16 protein-coding genes are annotated in these 21,771 nt (G+C 34.1%); 12 read left to right on the top strand and 4 right to left on the bottom strand.

Annotation, left to right across the window (positions count from 1 at the left end):
- Window positions 1–149: 149 nt before the first annotated feature.
- Window positions 150–1,055 carry a 3-hydroxyacyl-CoA dehydrogenase gene (locus tag RBR53_10040; protein ID MDY0132996.1) on the top strand — a complete coding sequence of 302 codons (906 nt, stop codon included), beginning with the start codon at window positions 150–152 and terminating at the stop codon, window positions 1,053–1,055.
- A 156-nt stretch (window positions 1,056–1,211) separates the two neighbouring features.
- Here the strand turns inward: RBR53_10040 and RBR53_10035 are convergent, their stop codons facing one another.
- Window positions 1,212–2,630 carry an SDR family oxidoreductase gene (locus tag RBR53_10035; protein MDY0132995.1) on the bottom strand — a complete coding sequence of 473 codons (1,419 nt, stop codon included), beginning with the start codon at window positions 2,628–2,630 and terminating at the stop codon, window positions 1,212–1,214.
- A gap of 287 nt (window positions 2,631–2,917) precedes the next feature.
- Between RBR53_10035 and RBR53_10030 the strand changes: the two genes are divergently transcribed.
- The 8 genes from RBR53_10030 (at window position 2,918) to RBR53_09995 (ending at window position 11,757) form a co-directional block, all read left to right on the top strand.
- Window positions 2,918–4,483, top strand: coding sequence for an NAD+ synthase (locus RBR53_10030; GenBank protein ID MDY0132994.1), 1,566 nt, complete (start codon window positions 2,918–2,920; stop codon window positions 4,481–4,483).
- 39 nt (window positions 4,484–4,522) lie between these two features.
- Window positions 4,523–6,931, top strand: coding sequence for a primosomal protein N' (priA, locus tag RBR53_10025; protein ID MDY0132993.1), 2,409 nt, complete (start codon window positions 4,523–4,525; stop codon window positions 6,929–6,931).
- Window positions 6,932–7,138: 207 nt separating this feature from the next.
- The gene (locus RBR53_10020) at window positions 7,139–7,630 is read left to right on the top strand and encodes a metallophosphoesterase (GenBank protein ID MDY0132992.1); all 492 of its coding nucleotides are present in this window, start codon (window positions 7,139–7,141) and stop codon (window positions 7,628–7,630) included.
- 1 nt (window position 7,631) lies between these two features.
- Window positions 7,632–7,835, top strand: coding sequence for a hypothetical protein (locus RBR53_10015; protein ID MDY0132991.1), 204 nt, complete (start codon window positions 7,632–7,634; stop codon window positions 7,833–7,835).
- 42 nt (window positions 7,836–7,877) lie between these two features.
- On the top strand, window positions 7,878–8,306 hold the full coding sequence (locus tag RBR53_10010; protein ID MDY0132990.1) for a hypothetical protein: 429 nt from the start codon (window positions 7,878–7,880) through the stop codon (window positions 8,304–8,306).
- Window position 8,307: 1 nt separating this feature from the next.
- The gene (locus RBR53_10005; GenBank protein MDY0132989.1) at window positions 8,308–8,946 is read left to right on the top strand and encodes an HAD family hydrolase; all 639 of its coding nucleotides are present in this window, start codon (window positions 8,308–8,310) and stop codon (window positions 8,944–8,946) included.
- A gap of 119 nt (window positions 8,947–9,065) precedes the next feature.
- Entirely contained in the window at window positions 9,066–9,980 is a 915-nt protein-coding gene (locus RBR53_10000) for a DMT family transporter (GenBank protein ID MDY0132988.1), read from the top strand.
- Between the two features lie 334 nt (window positions 9,981–10,314).
- Window positions 10,315–11,757 (top strand): hypothetical protein, encoded by a 1,443-nt coding sequence (locus tag RBR53_09995; GenBank protein MDY0132987.1) that lies wholly within the window; start codon window positions 10,315–10,317, stop codon window positions 11,755–11,757.
- A gap of 48 nt (window positions 11,758–11,805) precedes the next feature.
- Here the strand turns inward: RBR53_09995 and RBR53_09990 are convergent, their stop codons facing one another.
- A complete protein-coding gene (locus RBR53_09990; GenBank protein ID MDY0132986.1) occupies window positions 11,806–16,113 on the bottom strand; it encodes an acyl-CoA dehydratase activase in 4,308 nt (1,435 codons plus the stop codon).
- A gap of 357 nt (window positions 16,114–16,470) precedes the next feature.
- On the opposite strand from RBR53_09990, the gene nagB reads away from it, so the two are divergent.
- A complete protein-coding gene (gene nagB, locus RBR53_09985) occupies window positions 16,471–17,205 on the top strand; it encodes a glucosamine-6-phosphate deaminase (GenBank protein MDY0132985.1) in 735 nt (244 codons plus the stop codon).
- Between the two features lie 508 nt (window positions 17,206–17,713).
- Entirely contained in the window at window positions 17,714–18,268 is a 555-nt protein-coding gene (locus tag RBR53_09980; protein MDY0132984.1) for a CBS domain-containing protein, read from the top strand.
- Window positions 18,269–18,504: 236 nt separating this feature from the next.
- Here the strand turns inward: RBR53_09980 and gltA are convergent, their stop codons facing one another.
- Complete coding sequence (gene gltA, locus RBR53_09975; GenBank protein ID MDY0132983.1) at window positions 18,505–19,902, bottom strand: NADPH-dependent glutamate synthase; 1,398 nt, start codon at window positions 19,900–19,902, stop codon at window positions 18,505–18,507.
- Window positions 19,902–20,747: a sulfide/dihydroorotate dehydrogenase-like FAD/NAD-binding protein gene (locus RBR53_09970; GenBank protein MDY0132982.1), complete on the bottom strand. Its 846-nt coding sequence runs from the start codon at window positions 20,745–20,747 to the stop codon at window positions 19,902–19,904. The genes gltA and RBR53_09970 overlap by 1 nt, the downstream gene beginning before the upstream one ends.
- A 247-nt stretch (window positions 20,748–20,994) precedes the next feature.
- Here RBR53_09970 and RBR53_09965 point away from each other — a divergent pair, with 247 nt between their 5' ends.
- Window positions 20,995–21,771, top strand: a complete 777-nt coding sequence (locus RBR53_09965) for a TatD family hydrolase (GenBank protein ID MDY0132981.1) — start codon at window positions 20,995–20,997, stop codon at window positions 21,769–21,771.

The following is a 21,771-nucleotide window of genomic DNA, read 5'->3' as shown; positions in this document are numbered from 1 at the left end:
TTGATAAACTCCAAAAAAAATTTTGCAAATTAAAGGTCTGCTTAAAAAAAGAAAAAACAAAGTTTCAAGTTTTTTTACTTTTAAATAAAAAAATAAAAGCTTAAAATAAAATTTAAATTTTTTTAATTAAACCATACTCAGGAGCTATAATGAGCTTTAAAATCAACAATGTTCTTATTCTTGGTGCAGGCACCATGGGACAACAAATTGGACTTCAGTCAGCTGTTTCAGGTTTTAATGTGACAATTTACGATATTAATGAAGATTTTATTAAAAAAGCAGAAGAAAGACTTCCAAAGCTTGCCAAAAAAATTGCAGCCTCAGGAAGATTTTCCAGGGAAGCAGCAGAGGAAGGAATCAAAAGGATTAAGTTTACAACAGATCCAGATGAAGCAGGAAAAAATACTGATATTATAAGTGAATCTGTGCCTGAAGATCCAAAACTCAAAGGCAAAGTATTTGCTCAATTTAACACAATCTGCCCTGAACACACTGTATTTACAACCAATTCATCAACCCTTGTTCCATCAATGTTTGCAGACGCATCAGGAAGACCTGAAAAACTTGCAGCTCTTCACTTTCATGATCTTCAGCTTACAAATCTTGTTGATATAATGCCTCACCCAAAAACATCAGAAGAAACCCTTGAAATAGTAAGACAATTTACAAAAGATATTGACCACTATGCCATAGAACTAAAAAAAGAATATAATGGTTATGTTTTCAACAATATGCTTTCCACTCTTTTTGCAACAGCACTTACCCTTGCAAGCAAAGGAGTTGCATCTTATGAAGATGTAGACAAAGCCTGGATGGGAGTTTTAAAAGCACCCATAGGCCCTTTTGGAATGATGGATTCTGTTGGGCTTGAAACTGTTTGGAAAATAACAGATTTTTGGGCAACAACAACAAATGATAAACAATCCAAGAAAAATGCTGAATTTTTAAAAGAATTTGTTGATAAAGGACTTCTTGGAATTAAATCAAGAAAAGGGTTTTATGAATATCCAGATGCTGATTATTTTAAACCTGAATTTCTTAAAGGAATAAAATAAAGATTGATCCATTGCCGGTTTTTTTCTAGCCGGCAATGAAGTAGATATTAATGATTTGGAAAACTTTTTTCTTTCTTTTTGGTAAGAAAAATTAAAAAAACAGACCTCTTGAAAAACAGATATTTTTTTCTCATCAAGCTTTAAAATATGTCCTTTTCAGGAATGCTTAACTATTGACCTGACCATATCCTTGAAAATAAGCTTATGAAAAAAACTCATGGACACCCAATACAACCTGCCAAAAAGGCCGTCTGGTATAAAATATGCTGTTACAACAGCATGATTTCCATCAATTAAAAATTCAAGCCAGCCTTTACCTGGAAGCTTCATTTCAGCAAAAAGCAAAATCCTTTTATTTTCAACAAGATCTACAACTTTCCAAAAATCTATGGAATCACCTATCCTTAAATTTTTACTATCTCTTCTTCCCCTGCCAAGACCGTATCCTCCTGAAATTTTGTCTATGGCACCTCTTACAGACCATAAAAAATGATATCTATACCATCCCCTTTTCCCACCGGCCTTCTTCATTGATTTAAATATTTTTTCAGGAGAAATGTTTTTAAAATCAGCTTTTTCCCTTATTTTAAATACAGATGCTCCTGCAAAAGAGGAAGGCTCACAAAAAACTCCGGGGGTACAGCTTCCATCGGACCATCTGCTTATAACCTGATTAATTTCAGCTTCATGAATGGCTTTTTTTATTGCATCATCAAATTTTACAGGGGAAATATCAGGGAAATAGCTTATAGCATTTGAATTCTGTTTGATTGTTTCATGCTTAAGTCCTTCCACAAGGGGAGCTGCAATTCTTAAGGGCACAGGAGTAATAAAAACCAGCCAGTAAGAAGAAAGTTTTGGAGTAAAAAAAGGAACAGGAACAATTATTCTTTTAAGCCCCATTATTTGCGAAGCTTTTTCAATCATTTCCCTAAAACTCATAATTTCAGAGCCTATATCCACAATACAATTATCATAAGAATCAAGATCAACTGCTTTTATAAGATATGAAACAACATCATTTATAAAAATCGGTTCTGTTTTTGTTTCAACCCATTTCGGAGTTATAAGAACCGGAAGTTTTTGCGAAAGATTTTTAAGTATTTCAAAGCTTGCAGATCCTGATCCTATTATAATTCCGGCTCTAAACCAAATTGTAAGGTATTTTTTACTATTATCCGATAAAATTTCTCCGGTTTCTATTCTGCTTTTTAAATGAGGACTTGAGTTTGAACTAAGACCAAGGCCTCCAAGATAAATAACTTTTTTGACATTATTTTTTATACAGCTTTCCCTGAAATTTTTAGCACTGATTTTGTCAAGTTCTTCAAAATCTCCTTTTACTCCCATTGAATGTATAAGATAATATGCACAGTCTACACTTTCCATTGCTGAATCAAGGGATTTTTCATCAAAAGTTGAACCTTCAAAAACTTTAATTCTTGAAGACTCTGAAAACTGAACTTCATTTTTATTCATAACAAAGAGATTAAGCTTGTGGGAAGTTTCTTTTAAAAGTCTGTAAACAAGCCTGCGCCCCACATATCCGGCTGCACCTGTAACAAGAATTTTCATATTTTATCCTTATATTTAAAATTCACAAAACTTAATTAGCAACTGAACAAAGAATCATTTTTACCCAGCCCGACAGGTTGTTAGAAAACAAGTTAACCATAAACTCATCTACCTATAAAATCCTGATTTTGTTGGATCTCAATTTTTAAGATTTTCATTTCTGTTTTCTTTAATATTTTTCTACTGCCTTACAAACCAATACTGCAGATATTTTCCTGTTCTTTTTTTCTTGTACCTCTTTAAAATAATGGATATGTTTTATAAAAATTTAAATAAAAAGGTAAGCCATGAAAATAGCAGCCGGACAAATAAATCCTATTATAGGTGATTTTGAAGGAAACAAAAATAAAATCATTGAATATATAAAAAAAGCCAAAAAAATTAACTGCGACCTTATTATATTTCCTGAAATGAGTATTTGCGGATACCCGCCAAAATCTTTTTTAAAAAGAAATGAGTTTTTAAATAAATGTCAAAAAGCTGTTGAAGAAATAAGTTTGTTTACAAAAGATATTGCAATTATTTTAACCTATCCCAAAATAAGCAAAAAAGGGCTTTTAAATACTGCAGCTTTTATTAAAAACAAAAAAATTAAATCAGAAATTTATAAGTCAGAGCTTTCTTCCTGGGAAGTTTATAATGAAAAAAATTATTTTCTTCCTTTTGACGGCAAAAACAAATTAATTGATTTTAAAGGCAAAAAAATCAAACTCTCTTTTCATAATAATAACAATGAATCCTGTGACTTTTTTATTGATTTAACACCTCTTCCTTTTATAAAAAACACCATTGATAAAAGATTTGAAACCTTTAAAAATCAAGCTTTAAATCAAAACACAAAAATAGTTTTTGTTAATTTAGCAGGAGGAGCTGATTCAATTGTGTTTGATGGTTTTTCCTCATTTTTTAATAACAAAGGCGAACTTTTAAATTATGGAAAACCATTTGAAGAAGAGCTTTTAATTACAGATTTTAACAAAAGTACAAAAAAGGAATTAAAGCTCCCTTCTAAAAATGCACTTATTTTAAAAGCCCTTGAAACAGGACTAAAAGACTATTTTTATAAATCAGGATTTAAAAAGGCTGTAATTGGATCAAGCGGTGGAATAGATTCGGCACTGGCTGCGGCAATTTCAGCCAGAGCCCTTGGAAGTGAAAATATTCATACGGTTTTCATGCCTTCAGATTATACTGATCCTGAAAATGAAACAGACACTGCCCTTCTTGCAAAAAACTTTAATTTTAAAAGAGATGTGATTCCCATTAAAGAAAGTTTTGAAGCATTTCTAAAAATGTATAAAGGATTTGATAAAAGTGCCCACTCAATAACAGAGCAAAATATTCAGGCAAGAATAAGAGGAACTCTTTTAATGGGTATTTCAAACAAAGAAAATGCCCTTTTAATTGATACAGGAAACAAAACAGAAGCAATTGTAGGCTATTGCACCCTTTACGGAGATTCCTGTGGAGCGGTTGCTCCCATTGGAGATCTTACAAAAACAGAAGTCTGGGAGATTTCAGAGTATATTAATAAAATTGAAGGAAAAGAAATGATTCCTGTAAATATAATAAATAAAGCTCCTTCAGCAGAACTTAAACCCGGGCAAAAAGATGAAGACGATCTTCCTGAATATAAAACAGCTGACAAAATAATCTCAGCTTATTTTGATGAAAAAAAATCTCCAGAGGAAATTATAAAATCAGGGTTTAAAAAAGAAGACCTGGAAAAAATTCTAACCAAGTTTTATATAAGCGAATATAAAAGATTTCAGCTTGCTCCGGTTATAATGATAAGCCCACAAGTTTGGTCTCTACCAAAAAACAATCCCTTATGCTCTTTTTTCAGGGGATAAATCTTAAGGACTCAGGTGATAGATCACCAGTAAAATATTATGAATTTATACATTGAAGTTTATCTTTGCCTTCCTGTGAATGATTTCTTTATTTATGGAGTGCCAAAATACCTTGAAAAAGAAGTTGAACCAGGAAAAAGAGTGATAGCTCCTGTTGGAAACAGAAAAATAACAGGATATATAAAAAAAGTATTAAATAAAAAACCTGAAACAGACTTCCAAATTAAAGAGATTATAGAAGTTCCTGATAAAAATTCGTTTTTTTCAGAAAAACTCTTAAGTCTTTTTGAATGGATTTCAAATTATTATATTTACCCTCCAGGCCTTGTAATTAAATCAGCCCTTCCTTCTGGAATTAACCCTGATATTTCAAAAATATTTAAAACAACTCCCAAGGGACTGGAATTATTAAATGACCCAAAAAATTACACAACTTTTAAAGTCTTAAACCTTTTAAGAGACGGGGAAAAAACAGAAAAAGAACTTCTTGGCTCAGGTGTTAAAAAAAACGAACTGAACAGCCTTAGAAATAAAGATTTAATTGAGTTTGAATTTTTTATCCCAAAACCTAAAACCAAAGAAAAACTTGAAAACTTTCTTAAAAGACAAAAATCTGAATCAATAACCAAACTTACTGATAAACAAATAAGAGTTCTAGAAAGAATTCCCTTTGATAAAGAAGTTTTAAAAAAAGAAATAAGTGCAAAAGAAAAAGGCTCATCACAAGTAATTAATGCTTTGATTAAAAAAGGGCTTGTAAAAGAAAGTGAAAAAAGAGTTTTAAGAGATCCCCTTGGCGAGGCTGTGGAAAAAGACATTCCTCCTGTTTTAAATGAGGAACAGCTTCAGGCCTTTGAAAAGATAAAACCTTTTGTTGGAAAAAAATTTAAAAGGTATCTTCTTTACGGAATTACAGGAAGCGGAAAAACCGAAGTTTATTTAAATCTTGTAAAACAAGCCCTGGAATTAAAAAAAACTGCCCTTGTGCTTGTCCCTGAAATTTCTCTTATTTCCCAAACAGAAAGAAGATTTAAGGCAAGGTTTGGAGACCAGACAGCTGTAATTCATTCCAATCTATCTCCAGGAGAAAAGCTTGATCAATGGACTTTGATTGCTGAAAAGAAAAAAACAGTTGTAATAGGAGCAAGATCTGCAATTTTTGCCCCCCTTGAAAACATAGGAGTTATAGTTGTTGATGAAGAGCATGACCAATCATACAAACAAGATTCAGCTCCCAACTACAATGCAAGAGATATGGCAATTGTAAGGGCAAAAACCGAAAATTGCCCTGTGGTGCTTGGTTCTGCCACTCCTTCTATTGAAACCTATACAAATACCCAAACCAATAAGTTTGAAATCCTTTATTTAAAAAAAAGAGTAAATAAATCCTGTCTTCCTGAAGTTTCTGTTTATGATTTAAAAAAATCAGCCAAAGACAAAGGAGCTTACAGGTTTATTTCATATTATCTTGCAATGGAAATAAATAAAAGACTTAAGCAAAAGGAACAGGTTCTTCTTTTTTTAAACAAAAGAGGCTATTCAAGCTTTCTTTTGTGCAACCTTTGCTCTGAAGCTTTGAAATGCAGATTTTGCTCAGTTACAATGACATATCATAAATCAAACGAAAGTCTTGTTTGCCATCTTTGCGGATATAGACAAAAAATTCCAAAAGAATGTCCAAACTGTGCAAACCCAGAACTTGTTCACCTTGGGACAGGAACTGAAAAAATAGAAAAAGCTTGCGAATTTTTATTCAGGGATTCAACAATAATAAGGCTGGATCAGGACACAACAAGAAAAAAAGGAGAACTTGTAAAAAAACTCAAGGCAATCAGACAAAAAAAAGCAGATATTATTATTGGAACCCAGATGATTGCCAAAGGCCATGACTTTCCAAACATCACCCTTGTTGGAATAATAAATGCCGACCATGGATTTAATTTCCCAGATTTCAGAGCAGCCGAAAAAACATTCCAGGTTTTGTCTCAGGTTGCAGGAAGAACTGGAAGGGGTGAAAAAAAAGGTAAAGTCATTATGCAGACCTATAATCCCGACCATTTTTCCATTCAAACCGCAAAAACCCAGAATTTTATAAATTTTTACAAAGAAGAGATAAATTTTAGAAAGTCGCTTTTTTATCCTCCTTTTGCAAAAATAGCCCTTGTTAAAATTTCCGGTACCAAAGAAGAGCTTGCGGATCAATTTTCAAAAAAATGCAGAAATTGTCTTGAGAATTTAAAGTCTGAATTAAAATCGGAAATAATTATAATGGGACCAGCAAAATCTCCAGTTTATATTGCTGCGACAAGGTTTCGTTTTCAAATTCTTTTAAAATCAAAAACCGCAGGAGAATTAAATCTTATTTTAAAACAATTTAAATCAACTTTTTCATCCCTGCCTTCTGATTTAAGAGTTACTTTTGATATCGACCCATACTCAATGATGTAAAAAAACAAAATCAGCCCTTAATATTTTGACAGATTCATTTGACAAGCCTAAAATCAGCTCTGCTCTAGTTAAAGTTGTTTGGTTGATGATAAAAAGCTTATCCTGGGATATCTCAAATATTTAAATCTTGAGGGGAAAAAAGATGGTTCAGGCTTTTTTAGGTGTTTTTATATTTATTTTAATTTCTTTCCTTTTGAGTGAAAACAAATGCTTATAGCAATAATGAGTGACAGCCACGACCACCTTGATATGATTCAAAAAGCTCTTTTGATATGCAGGCAAAAAAAAGTTGAAGCAATTATCCATTGCGGAGATTTTATTGCTCCTTTTTCCTTAAAGCTTTTGGCATCAATTAACATACCTTTTTACGGAGTTTTTGGAAACAATGACGGTGACAAAATAAAAATGATTGAGTATACAAAAACAATTCTTAAAAATGTAAAACTCTATGAAAGATTTGGAGAAATAAACTTAAACTTTAAAAAAATAGCATTCACCCATTATTTTGATCTAGCCAAACCCCTTGCAAAATCAGAACAATACGATCTTGTGTGTTTTGGGCATTCCCATACCTGGTATTGCAAAAAAATAAACTCAACACTATTATTGAACCCTGGAGAAATAATGGGAAAAGAAGGAAGCCCGGGATTTGCTCTTTACAACACCAAAACCAGTGAAATAATAAAGGTAAAAATTTAAAATGAAAAAAATTTGTTTTTTTACAATTACCCTCTTTATTTTAATGACCAGCCTTATTTATGCCCAAAGTCCTAAGTTCGAAATAAAAGAGCCTGAGGTTATTTATGAGGATCTAATTGAAGGAAAAAAACTTGTTCATACTTTTAAGTTCAAAAATTCGGGCAATGAAAAACTTGAAATTAAAAATCTAAAGGCAAGGGGCTGAGGCTGCGATATTCCCTCTTACTCAGAGGAAGTCCTGCCAGGTATGACAGGAGAAATTCAAATCATAATCCCAACTTCAGGAAAAGGGGGAAGAACTATTGTTGAGGAAGTTTATGCTTACACCAATGATAATGAAAACAAAAAGGTTGTTTTAAAAATAACAGCTAAAATAAATTCCATTGTTTCAATTGAGCCTGAAAAAGCACATTTATGGGGAAAAGTAGGAGAAGAAGTAAAAGAAACAATTATCATAACTCCCAGACAAAACTACGAATTTAAAATCCTTGATATGATTGCGGCAAATGGGAAATCAATTGACTACAAACTTGAAAAGCTTGAAAATAATTCCTTTAGTCTTGTTATCTCCAATAAAAAGAAAGAAAAAGGAACTTATTCAGATATTTTATTTTTAAAAACAGATAGCAAACTTAAACCAGCACTAAGAATCAACATTTTCGGGAATATTAAATAAAATGAATTCACTTCAAAATATAACTACCATAGTTTTTGACTGCGACGGAGTAATGTTTCAGACAGAAGAACTAAACAGACAATATTATAATGCCATTCTTAAAAGACTGAACCTTCCTCCAATGACAGACTCCCAGTCTGAATTTGTAAAAATGCACACAGGAGAAGATTCAATTAAACATCTTTTTGAAAACCACAACATTGATCCTAAACTTATCCAAAAAGAAAGAAAAAGAGTTCCTTATATAGATTTTGTTCCTTATATGGAAATGACCGAAAACTTTATGGAGCTTCTTAATTTTTTAAAAAACAATAATTTTAAAACAGGGATTGCTACAAACAGATCAAATACAATGGACAGGGTAATGGAAGTTTTCAATCTAAATCCCTACTTTGATATTCTTGTAACAGCCTCTGATGTTGAAAATCCAAAGCCCCACCCTGAACAGCTTATTAAAATAAAAAATGAGCTTAAAATAAAGTTTAAAAACATGCTTTATATAGGTGACTCACCACTTGACCAAATTGCAGCATTTAAAGCCGAAGTTAAATTTATTGCCTTTTGCAATGAAAAGCTTGAGGCGGATTTTCATGTATCCAAGATGATGGAGATAAAAAATCTTCTTGAAGGAAAAAGCTAAGTCCCTTGTTTTAAAGTATATCCAGGCTTATCTTAAAAATCCCTTCACAAACAATTAAAAAAGGTATAAAAAGATCTTTTGCCTAAATTTGGGCATTAACAAAGAATCGGAGATTTTAAATGAGAAAATCTATACCTTTTATAGCATTAGTTGTTGCAATGATTTTATGGTCAAGCACTTTTGTTGCCCTAAAATATTCATTCAGATATTTTCCGCCCATGTTTGTAATTTTTTCAAGGATGATTATTGCCAGCCTATGTTTTCTTCCTCTCCTTCCTTTTATAAAACCCATAAAAATAAAAAGAAAAGATATTTATCTTATTTTAGCTATGGCTGTTTTAGAGCCATGTATTTACTTTGTTTTTGAAGCTCTTGCTCTTAAAAATACAACTTCATCCCAGGCAGGGATGATCACTGCCCTTCTTCCTCTTATAGTTGCCATAGGAGCAGCTTTATTTCTTGGAGAAACAAGCTCAAAAAAAACATACGCAGGTTTTATAATGGCAATTATAGGGGCTATTGCACTAAGCTTTTCAGGAGGAGGAGATGCGGAATCTCCAAATCCCATCCTGGGCAACTTTTTTGAATTCCTTGCAATGATATGTGCAGCAGGATACACCCTTCTTTTAAAACGACTGAGCAGTACCTACAACCCTTTTTTCCTTACAGCTATTCAAACTTTCTGCGGTTCCATATTTTTTGCACTTATTCTTTTTACAGGAAGCCTTACAGGAACAATTGCCTTTCCTACAGAATGGCCTGTTTTTCCTGTATTTATCCTTATTTACCTTGGAACCTTTATCACCATGGGAGCTTATGGACTTTTTAATTTCGGAGTAAGCAAAATCCCTGCAAGCAAAGCTTCTATCTTTGTAAATCTTATTCCTATTTTTTCAGTAATCTGGGGATGGGCTCTTTTAGACGACAGATTTACCCTTACTCAATGCTTTGCAGGTGCTCTTATTCTTATTGGGGTCTGGGTAAGCCAGGATAAAATAGAAAAAAATTCAGCAGCTCCTGTTTTTGAAAATTAAAAACACAGAATTTACTATAGATTTAAAATTCCTGTAACAAGTATAGTAAATTTAATTGTAAAAAAGTTAATGAAAAATGAAATAACAGATATTTCCTTTACCTCCATGATAAATAGCTGACACAAAAGCACAAAGTATAATTCCTGCTGGTTCCCAAACTCTGTGCTTAAAAAAAGACTCCCTTATTCCAAAGAGCTTATTCTCGCTTCCAAGATTTTCTTGGAAGCGGATTTGCCTCCCCTGATTAATTTCAAAGCTTGCTTATAATTGACATAAAAATCCTGTAACATTATGATGATTTAAATTTATATTGAAAAAAAGAAGGGATCCCAATATGAAAAAGCATCTGTTTTTGTTTTGCTTGTTTGTGTTTTTATTTTCATCCACACCATTAATCGCCACCAGCCTTTACAATCAGGGAAAAAAAGAAAAAGGTGTGCTCAAGCCTGTTTTTCAGGGAAGCAATAGCCAAGAGGTTTTTTCTGTAAACATTGGGAAATCGGGTGATTTGCTTGTTTCTGCTTCAAAAGACGGAAATGTTAAAATTTGGGATATAAAAGCTAAAAAGCTCATCAAAACACTTAAATTCAACAACCTGATCCAGGCAAAATTTGCTGACAATGATAAAAAACTAATAATTATAACCAACTCATCCTTTTATATTTACTCAACCTCTACATTCAAACAATTATCAAAAAAAAAGATACCCGAAATAAAAAGCTGCAATATATCAAAAGATACTTTTCTTCTTAATCTAACTTATGACTATGGCAACAAGCACAATGTCTATGATATTTCTTCAGGAGAATTGATCCATACATTTAAAAAACGTGCAGCAATCAATTCTTTTTCACTGGATAACAAATACCTGATTCTTTCTAATACTTACAATACCATCTATATCATGGACATAAAAAACAAAACCTTGATGCTCTCTCTCCCAAAACTGCTAAATCCCATAGTATCTTTAGGTATTATTGATAATAACATTCTCTATGCTTTCACTTCAGGGCCTAAAAACTCACATGGCTACCTCTTTAATATAAGAACAGCTGAGCCTTTACTTAAAAGTAAAAACTTTAAATCTTATGGAATTGAAAAAGTTTTATATACAGGCGAGGATCATAAATTCATTGTTTTGGCTAAAAGCAAGGCAATGCTTTTTGATTTCAACCAAAATAAAATTACCAAAGAGTTTGCTGCCAAAGGAGAAAATATTGATGATAAATTCACTGCTGCAGATCTTTCAAAAGACAAAACTCTAATTGCTGTTGGCCATAAAAAAGGAAATATAAAATTATATTCAACAGAAAAGTTTTTCACAATAGAGCCTTTACCTGTGACCAAGGATGAGAAAATTGAAAAAACAATAATTATAAAAAAAGAACAGGAAGCTACAAAAGAAGAGCCAATAGTTTTAAAAGAAAAACAAGAAGCTATAAAGGAAGAGCCAAAGAAAAACATCAAACCTGAACTAAGTATCTATGCCTCCAAAAAGTCTGGTTATGCTCCCCTTGATGTGAATTTTAAAATTATTGCCAATGATGAAGACGGGCAAATAACAGAATATTATCTAAATATAGACGGAAAAGAATTTAGTGGAAAAGGAAATCCCCTTAAAGTTTTTAATTTTACTTTTGATAAACCAGGAAAGTTTAATGTAATCGCCTCGGTTAAAGATGACCAAAATGCTGTTGTTACAAAAGAGATAACAATAAATGTAAGAAAAGAAACTTTTGAAGATTTTAAAAAGAAAGTTCTTGGAAAAGATGAATAGTTTTAGATTCGCTCCCAAGATTTTATTGGGAGCGAATCTAAATCAATCTCAAACAGAAGTTACCAGGGAAGGCTGAGTCTTTTTTATCCCTTCAGCTTTCAACACAGATTCCACCATAAAATGCAGCCGGTTTCTAACATTGACCTCAGAAGTTCCTGCATCAAAATCCAAAAACAGCAAATTCATATTTGGATAAAGACTCTTGATTCTCTTTTCCACTCCTTTGGAAACAATGTGGTTGGCTATACAGCCAAAAGGCTGGACACTGACAATATGATTTACTCCTTCTTCTGCCATACAGGCTATCTCACCTGGAATAAGCCAGCCTTCACCAAACTGATTTACAGGAGATAAAATCCTTCCGGCTTTTTTTGCCACCTCGTGGATATCATGAAAAGGGGTATGAAATCTAAAAGCTTCAAATTGTTGAGCCATTTTTTTATGAAACCTGTTTAAATAAATTTCAATGAACTGACCCAAAATATCAGTAATTTTTCTATGTCTTATATGGGCCCGAATATTTTCCCTGTAATTGACAAAGTCCTGAATAAAAAAATCTAAAATTGGAGGAACAACAGGTTCAACTTGATTTTCTATGAAAAAATCAGTCATAAACTGATTGCCAAAGGAATTGTATTTTATATAAATCTCTCCTACGATTCCTATTTTACCAACTGGCTTATCATGAATTGCCACCCTGTTAAAATCAGCCACAGCCTTATCCAGCAAATTAAAAAACTGTTCATAATTTTTGGATAAAATACAGGATTGAGCTTTTGAAATATATTTTTTCCTCAATTCCTGGCTGGTTCCGGGCTTTACTTCTCTTACTGCGGTTGAGTAATACATTTTAGCTATACAATCGGAATACATGGCGGCCACATACATAATTTTGAGCATCTTGAGCCAATTAATATCAAATCCAGGCTGATGATTCAGCCCCTTGGCACTGGTCACCGAAATAACCGGAACATCCTCAAATCCCGCCTTTACCATGGCTTTACGAATCAAAAACAAATAACTGGATGCCCGGCATTGACCTCCGGTCTGAGTAATTCCCACTGCAATTTCTTCAGGATCATAGCGTCCGGTTTTCAATGCCTTGATTATATCTCCAGTTACAAGCACTGCAGGATAACAAATATCATTGCCCACATATTTTAGTCCGATTTCTACTGAATCCTGGTTCGGGGGAGGCAAAACCTCCACTTCATATCCTGATATCTCAAAGGCCGGAGGCAGATAATCTGAATAGCTTTCTGCAAAAAAAGGAGCAAGTATTTTCCGTTTCCTGTCTTTTTTTTCAAAATTTGGAGTAGTTTTTCTCAAAACATGCCCAGGCTGAGAATGACTGGTCTGACGTTTTAAAGATTCCACCATGGAACGGATTCTCAGTCTTACAGAACCTGTACTTGAAATATCATCAACTTTTATCACTGTATGATTTTTACCGCCTGTATCAAGAATTTGACGGGTTTCTTCAATGGAAACCGCATCAGGCCCGCACCCAAATGAATTAAGCTGAATCATCTGAATATTATCAGGCTGGTTTGCCACCCAGGTCCCGGCATGAAACAATCTATTCGTATAAGCCCACTGGGTTAAAACCTGGAGAGATTCAAACTCAGTACTCTCAACATCAGGCACTGCATCTTCAGTAATAAAATCCACACCAAAATCACTGAGAATTTGAGAAGTTTTTTGATTGATTAAAGAATCTATATGATACGGCCGGCCACTCAACACCACTAAAAGTCGATTGCTCTTATTTGCCCGGACTACCATCTCTTTTCCTTTTTCCCGGATGGTTTTTTTATAATACTCCTGAGCTTTAAGTCCTTTTTTAACTCCGTCCCTGATACTGGATTTTGAAACTCCAAGAGGCTGAAGATAAGCCAAACATGCCTTAGTAAGCAAAGCTTCATCATTAAAAGTAATAGCAGGCTTGTCCAAAGGAATCCCTTTTCTGGTATCCAAATCCAAACTGCTGTCAATCACATCTGCATAACTGCTCACAATAGGGCAATTAAAAGCATTAACCGCCTGCTGAAACTCATCATATTCATAAATAACCATGGGATAAAAAATTCGATCCACACCCTGGTCTACCAAATCCAGAACATGACCGTTGGCAAGCTTGGCTGGAAAACAAATATTATCTGACATTATACTTCCTTTGGCAGTGTCACTCATTGCCATGGTGGAAGGCCCAGACAAAACAATATTTATTCCACAATGACTAAACAGCCCATGCCAAAAAGGAAAATTTTCATAAAAATTTAAGCATCTTGGAATTCCAATGGTCCATTTTGGATTGGCATGGGGACTTAGCTCCCTGTCAAACAAAAGCCTGTATTTAAAATCAACAAAATCAAATCCTTTTTCAATAACCTCTTCTCCTTTGGATCCAAATATTTTCTCGCATCTATTGCCTGAATAAAAGGATCTGCCATTGGAAAAAACAAATTGGGTAATTGCACAAGTATTTTCACAACCATTGCACACAATCTGACGGGTTTTAAAGTCTGAAATGGCTTCAAGATTATAAATAGCTGTAAACGGATTGGAAAATCGGTCTTTCTTTTCTTCAGCAAATTTTTTGGCAGCCAGGGCAGCCCCAAAGGATCCCATCATTTCAGGGATATCAGAATGGGTAACTTTCACCTTTGCAAGAGTTTCAAGGGCACGAACAAGGGAAGGATTTTTACCTGCCCCGCCTTGAAGAACCAGATGGCCTCCCATTTGCTCTATATCTAAAAGATTAAGTACTTTAAAAAGACAATTTTTTATTACAGAAAAAGAAAGTCCTGCACTGATATCAGACACAGCCGCATTTTCCCTTAATGACTGCTTGACACGGGAATTCATGAAAACAGTACACCTGGAACCTAAATCACAGGGAGCTTTTGCTTCCATGGCAAGGCTGGCAAATTCATCAACTTTATATCCCAAAGAACTGGCAAATGTTTCAATAAAAGATCCACAGCCAGATGAACAGGCTTCATTGAGTTCAATACGTGAAATGGCTCCATTCTGGATAAAAATAGCCTTCATATCCTGACCTCCTATGTCCAGGATAAATGAAACCTCAGGATCCATATATTTGGCAGCTTCAAAATGGGCAATAGTTTCCACCAGACCCATATCCATTCCAAAAGCTGTACGAATAAGATCTTCTCCATAACCGGTGACAGCAGTTCCAGTGATAAGAAGTTTTGGATTCTTTTGTTTAATTTCATCTCGTAAAACAGCAAGTCCCGAGGCAACTGCCTCAATGGGATTACCCTCATTGTTCCTATACCAAGAAAACAAAACCTCATTATTTATGCCTATGGCAATAATCTTTGTGGTAGTGGAACCAGAATCTATTCCCAAAAAACACTCAGAAGAGGAATAATCAGCAAGTTTGACCCTGGAAATTTTTATTTGATGACGATTTTCTTCCCAATTAATTCTTTCATTTTCAGTTGAAAAAAGCGGATCAAGACGATTTTTTTGTGTATAGGAACGATCCTCGGCCTGAGCCATTTTATTTATCAACTCAGAAGCAGAAAAAACATGGGGATGCTCACAGCTTAAAATAGCTGAACCAATGGCCGGCAAAAGAGCCGGAGTCTCAGGTATCACAGTATCAGAAACTGGAATATCAAGAACTTTTAAAAAGGCTTTTACAAGTTCAGGCAAAAAAGCAAATACTCCACCGCAGAGCAAAAGCTTAGGTTTAACCTCATACCCTCTGGCCAGAGTATTTAAGCATTGAATGGCCACTGCATGAAACACTGATGCCGCTATATCAGGGACAGGCACATTGCGGCTCAACAAATTCTGAACATCGGTTTTGGCAAATACTCCGCACCTGGATGCAATGGGATAAACTCTTTTATGCTGGTTGGCAAATTTATTTAAATCCGAAGGAGAACAATTTAGCAAGACTGCCAGTTGATCAATAAAAGCACCTGTACCACCGGCACAATTACCATTCATACGAATATCTGGAGGTCTGTTAGAAGAAAGGAAAATCATTTTGGAGTCTTCACCTCCAATATCTACAACCGTACTAACTTCAGGATATAAATCCATAACCACTTCATGGGTGGCAATTACCTCCTGAACAAAGGGCAAGTCCATTTCATGGGCCATTCCCATACCTGCAGATCCAGTTACTGCAAGCTGAAACTGACAATTACCCAACTTTTTCAAAACCTCGTTAAAAAAAACAGAAACAGTATCAGTGATCTTGGCATAGTGCCGCTGATACCTTGAAAAAACCAATTGTCTGGCATCATCCACCAAAACGAGCTTTGCAGTGGTGGAACCGATATCCAGACCAGCATGATATATGATATTTTGTTTCATCTGACTTTCTCTCGGCTCATTATTTAATTAAACTAGTCTTATTACTCATTTTCAGAAGATGCAATAATTAATTCCTTTGTTCATTTAGTCCTATCTTGGTAACCATCGAGTAAAGCGGAGTTTTCTTAACCTTGATTAAAATTAAAAAATTTAGTCTTGGTTGATAAAAATAGATATTTTTTTGTTGTTTCATTTAAAAAAACTTAATAAGTATATTTGTTCATAATTAATATAAAATAAGATTTAATTCAAAAAAATTAATTAAAGGCTAAATTCTGGAAATTGAAAAATCAACAAAATAAAAACAGCTCAAAACTAAATTAACTACAACAAAATATAAAATAAAGGTCTTTCTTTATGTACAAAATCTTCGATACTGTGGATGAAGTCTCAAAATACACCGCTCAAAGGATAATGAAAAAAATTCAGGCAAAACCAAATACTATTTTAGGGTTGGCAACCGGAGGTACAATGGAGCCGGTATATGCAAAATTGTTAGAACTTATTTCTCAAACCTCTCTGGATCTATCTAAACTGACTACTTTTAATCTAGATGAGTATATAGGTTTAAGTGCAAATCATCCGCAAAGCTATAACTACTATATGTATGAGCATTTATTTAACAACCTGAATATACCAAAGCAAAGAGTAAACCTGCCCGATGGGATGGCTGAAAATGTTGAAGAAGAATGCAAAAAATATTCCAAAGCAATTCAGGACATAGGTGGACTGGATTTGCAGCTGCTTGGTATCGGCTCAAACGGGCATATTGGCTTTAACGAGCCCCACACCAGCTTTTCCAGCCGTACCCATGTAATTGAACTTACCAGGCAAACCCGAATTGATAATGGCAGATTTTTTAAAAACAAAAAAGAAGTTCCCACCCATGCAATCACCCTGGGTATTTTGGATATTTTAGAAGCAAAAGAAATAATTTTAGTGGCAACAGGAAGCAACAAGGCAGAGATTATGGCCAAACTTTTTCACAGCCCCATAGATGAAGCCCTGCCTGCTTCCGCCTTGAAACAGCATAAAAACCTTACCATTGTCCTGGATTCTAAAGCAGCGGCTTTATATCCTGAAAATATATAAATTTGATTTAAACCTGAATTGAGAAACTTTAGGTTTTTCAAAGATAAAACCAATTTGCATCAGGCTATACTTCAGTCGATGCCTGATGCAATTTAGGAAAAACTAAGGCTGGTTATTTCAAAAAATAATTTTAAAAATATTGGTGAAGTTTTAAAATTTGACTAAATCCTGAATTTTTAGAAAACAATTATGACATTGTTCAAAACCCACAGATTAATGAAAAAAATTGATAAATTTAAAATTAAATATCCTGGATCTAAACTGAACTAGCCCTGCTCCAGGAGAATCTTAAAATAATAGCAAGCCACCCGCCCTTAATCAGTTACAACTGCTATTAATCTTCTTGAACACACACACAGCTTGTGTTATAATTTTTTTTATTCCTTAAACTAGTACTTTATTATTTTCACAACCCTCTATCTAAAAACAATCAAAGATTAAATTCAGTTTTCTTTTTTCACGTTGTGGATTGGAATTAGGATAGCTTAAACCTCAAGGAGAAAAATTAATGGATAATATCAAAGTAAATGAAGTAATGCGTCCCATAGGCGGATTCCCAGTTATTCCAAGCAGCGCCACCTTTATGGAAGGAGTGGCGACCCTTGAAAATGTTGACGAGGAGTTTAAGGCAGGGAAAACTCCTGAAAGAATTTTACTCGTCCATGACAACAATGGAAAAATCATTGGGAAAATATCTCCCATGGATATTGTCGAGGGCTTAGAGCCTAAATATGACTATATGGATAGATTCAAAACCAATCAATATTCCGAATTGATTAAAAGTTCAATTATGGCAATGAAGGATCAGCTGCAATTGTGGAACAAGCCTTTTGCAGAACTTTGCAAAAGAGCAAATTCCATCAAAATACGTGATTTTATTAAAATGCCAAAAGCTGCCCAGATGGTAGATATCAACGATAGTATAGACGTTGCTTTTCACCTTTTCATTGTCAACCGCCATGGCTCTCTTTTTGTTAAAGAAGGGAACGAAATTGTAGGTCTTATTTTGTTTTCGGATGTTTACAAAAGAATTAAAGAAAATTTAAAGAGCTGTGCCATTTAAGATTGAACTTAAATAAAAAGAAAGATCAGGCTTCGCTCAGTTTCTTAAGAATTGATGCGATGCCTTAAAAACAACCAAATTTTCAAGATTACTAAAAAACTTGAGAATTAAAATTCTTTATTTCCAAACCCGGCAGGTGTTTAAAAAAATCCCCGACTTCATAATTACCCATATTTACAAAAAATCCAGGCGGAAAAATCCGCCTGGGTTTAAAAGATAAAATAAAAGAATTCCAATCAAAGTTCACTTAAATATTTATCTATATCATTGGCAGCTTTTCTTCCAGCTCCCATTGCCATAATTACAGTTGCCTGACCTGTGACAATATCTCCTCCTGCCCACACAGCTTTAATTGAAGTTTTTCCAGTTTCAGAATCAGTTTCAATATAGCCTCTTTTTGAAAGATTCAATTCTTTTTCAGAACTTGTAAGTACAGGATTTGCTCCGCTTCCAACCGCAATTATCATAAGATCACAATCCAGAACAAACTCACTCCCCTTGATTTCAACAGGACTTCTTCTTCCTGAATCATCTGGTTCGCCAAGTTCCATTTTTATGCACTCCACTCCTTTGATCCAGCCTTTTTCATCTCCAAGAACTTTTACAGGATTTCTAAGAAGCTTAAAATCAATTCCCTCTTCTTCTGCATGGTGAAGTTCTTCAGCTCTTGCCGGCATTTCATCCCTGGATCTTCTATACACAATGGAAACATTTTCTCCGCCAAGTCTTAAAGCTGTTCTTGCAGAATCCATTGCAACGTTTCCTGCTCCCACAACCACAACATTTTTACCTATTGCAATAGGAGTATCATAATCAGAGTCATAGGCCTTCATAAGATTTGCCCTTGTAAGGTATTCATTAGCTGAATAAACTCCATTGAAATTTTCACCTTCAATATTTAAAAATCTGGGAAGCCCTGCTCCTACTCCTATATATACAGCATCAAAACCTTCTTCAAAAAGGTCATCAATTGTTTTTATTTTTCCTATCACATAATTTAAAACAAATTTTACTCCGCAGGATTTTAATTTTTCAATTTCATATTCAACAATTTTTTTGGGAAGTCGAAATTCTGGAATTCCATAAACTAAAACACCGCCTGCCTTATGAAAGGCTTCAAAAACTGTTACCTCGTGTCCTTTTAAAGCCAAATCTCCTGCCACTGTAAGCCCTGAAGGTCCTGATCCTACAACTGCAACTTTTTTACCTGTCTTTTTTATATTAAAACAAACTTCTTTTTTACCTGAATTTATTTCCCTGTCTGCTACAAAACGCTCCAAAGCACCAATAGCAACAGGAGTTCCTTTTTTTCCTAAAATACAGCTTCCTTCGCATTGATTTTCCTGGGGACAAACCCTTCCGCAAACCGCAGGAAGAAAGTTTTTCTTTCTTATTTCAGTGATTGCATCTTCAAATTTTTCTTCAAGAATTAAAGAAATAAACTCAGGGATGGGAACTGACACAGGACAACCTTCAACACAAAAAGGTTTTTTGCATTTAAGACATCTTGAAGCCTCAAGAAGTGCTGTTTCCTTGTCAAAACCAAAGGGAACTTCCTTGAAATTAGATCTTCTTATTTCAGGTTTTTGCTCGGGCATTTTTTGTCTTGGAATTTTTTTTTGTTTTTCAGCCATTATTTATTGTCCCCCTGCTCTCTTACTTTACATTTATAATCTTCACAGGCTTTTTTCTCCTTGTCCTTATATGCTGTAAGTCTCATTTGAAGCTCATTAAAATCCACTTCATGGCCGTCAAATTCAGGCCCGTCAACACAGGCAAACTTTGTTTTACCGCCAACACTTACACGACAGCAACCGCACATTCCTGTTCCGTCAATCATAATAGGATTTAGGCTCACCAAAGTTTTGGTCTTATATTTTTTAGTAAGCTCTGAAACAGCCTTCATCATCATCACAGGACCAACAGCAATTACAAGATCAACTTTTCCTTTTTCAAGCTCATCTTTTAAAGCCTCTGTAACAAAACCTTTTCTTCCCAGGCTCCCGTCATCAGTACAAATAATAAGATTTTTTGCAATCTCATCCATTTCATCTTTTAAAATCAAAAGCTCTTTATTTCTCGCACCTAAAATCACATCAACATTGCTGCCTTTTTCAACAAAACCTTTTGCCAGGGGATATAAAACAGCTATTCCTGTTCCTCCTCCAACACAAACAACTCTTTCAAGCTTTTCCAAATGAGTAGCCATTCCAAGGGGACCAATCACATCTTCAAAATAATCTCCTTCTTTAAGGGAAGAAAAAATCATGGTTGATTTTCCAATAACCATATAAATTATTGTGATTGTGCCCTTTTTTTTATCTGAGATGGCAATTGTAAAAGGAACTCTTTCTCCATGTTCATTGGCCTTAACAAGAACAAACTGACCTGGATTTGCCTTCATGGCAATATCTGCAGCCTTAATCTCATTTAAAATTATATCTTTTGCTATTTCTTTTCTTTTGACTATCTCATACATAAATATCTCCTCAGGAATTTTTTTTCCAAGTGTCAGATTATTTCTAAAAATACTTTATTCACAATAGACTTCCTTATCAAGCAATAAAATCAGAAATTATTCTAACTAAAACCCGGGTTGGCTATTTGAAACTTGAACCTGAAAGGCTTATAAAACTTAAACAGCCTCCTGCACAGGTTGAATTTTTATTATTCCAGTGCTATTGAGATACAAAAACTATTAACGTGACAAAAAAAGCAGGATTTAAATGAAAATTTTTGAAAGTCATTGCCACATAAACGACAAAAGCTTTAACAAAGATCTGCCCCAGGTAATTGAAAGGGCAGCAAAAAATGGAGTTTCCCATTTAATGATTGCAGGAGTCAGTTTAAACACCTGTAAAAAAGCCCTTGAAATTGCAAGAAAATATAAAAATGTATTTATTTCAGTGGGAGTTCACCCCCATGATTCATCAAATTGCTCGGAAGAAATAATATCTAAACTTAAAGAAATGGCAAAAGATGAAAAAGTAAAAGCCTGGGGAGAAACAGGACTTGATTTCAATAGAATGCATTCTCCCCAAAAAGACCAGGAAAAATGGTTTTTAAGACAAATTGAAGAAGCATCTGCTCTTGATCTTCCCCTTATTTTTCACGAAAGGGACACTAACAAAAGATTTCTTGAAATAATTCAAAGTCAAAATATAAAAAACGGGGTTGTTCATTGCTTTAGCGGTGATAGAGATGAGCTTTTCTCATATCTTGATCTGGGTTTTTACATAGGGATTACAGGAATTCTTACAATAAAAAAACGAGGAGAAAAACTAAGAGAACTTTTAAAAGATATTCCCCTTGACAGAATTCTTGTTGAAACTGATTCTCCCTATCTTACCCCTGCACCCCATAAAAACAAAACAAGAAGAAATGAGCCTTCTTTTCTTCCTGTAATTGTTAAAAAAATTGCCGAGATCAAAAATATTGATGTTTCAAAAACTTCAGAAACTATTTTTCAAAACACTTGTTCCCTTTTTAGAATTGGAAACTAA

The organism is Desulforegulaceae bacterium (assembly GCA_034006035.1).
In the GTDB taxonomy this organism is placed as follows: domain Bacteria; phylum Desulfobacterota; class Desulfobacteria; order Desulfobacterales; family JACKCP01; genus JACKCP01.
This window is presented reverse-complemented; position numbering and strand designations above follow the sequence as displayed.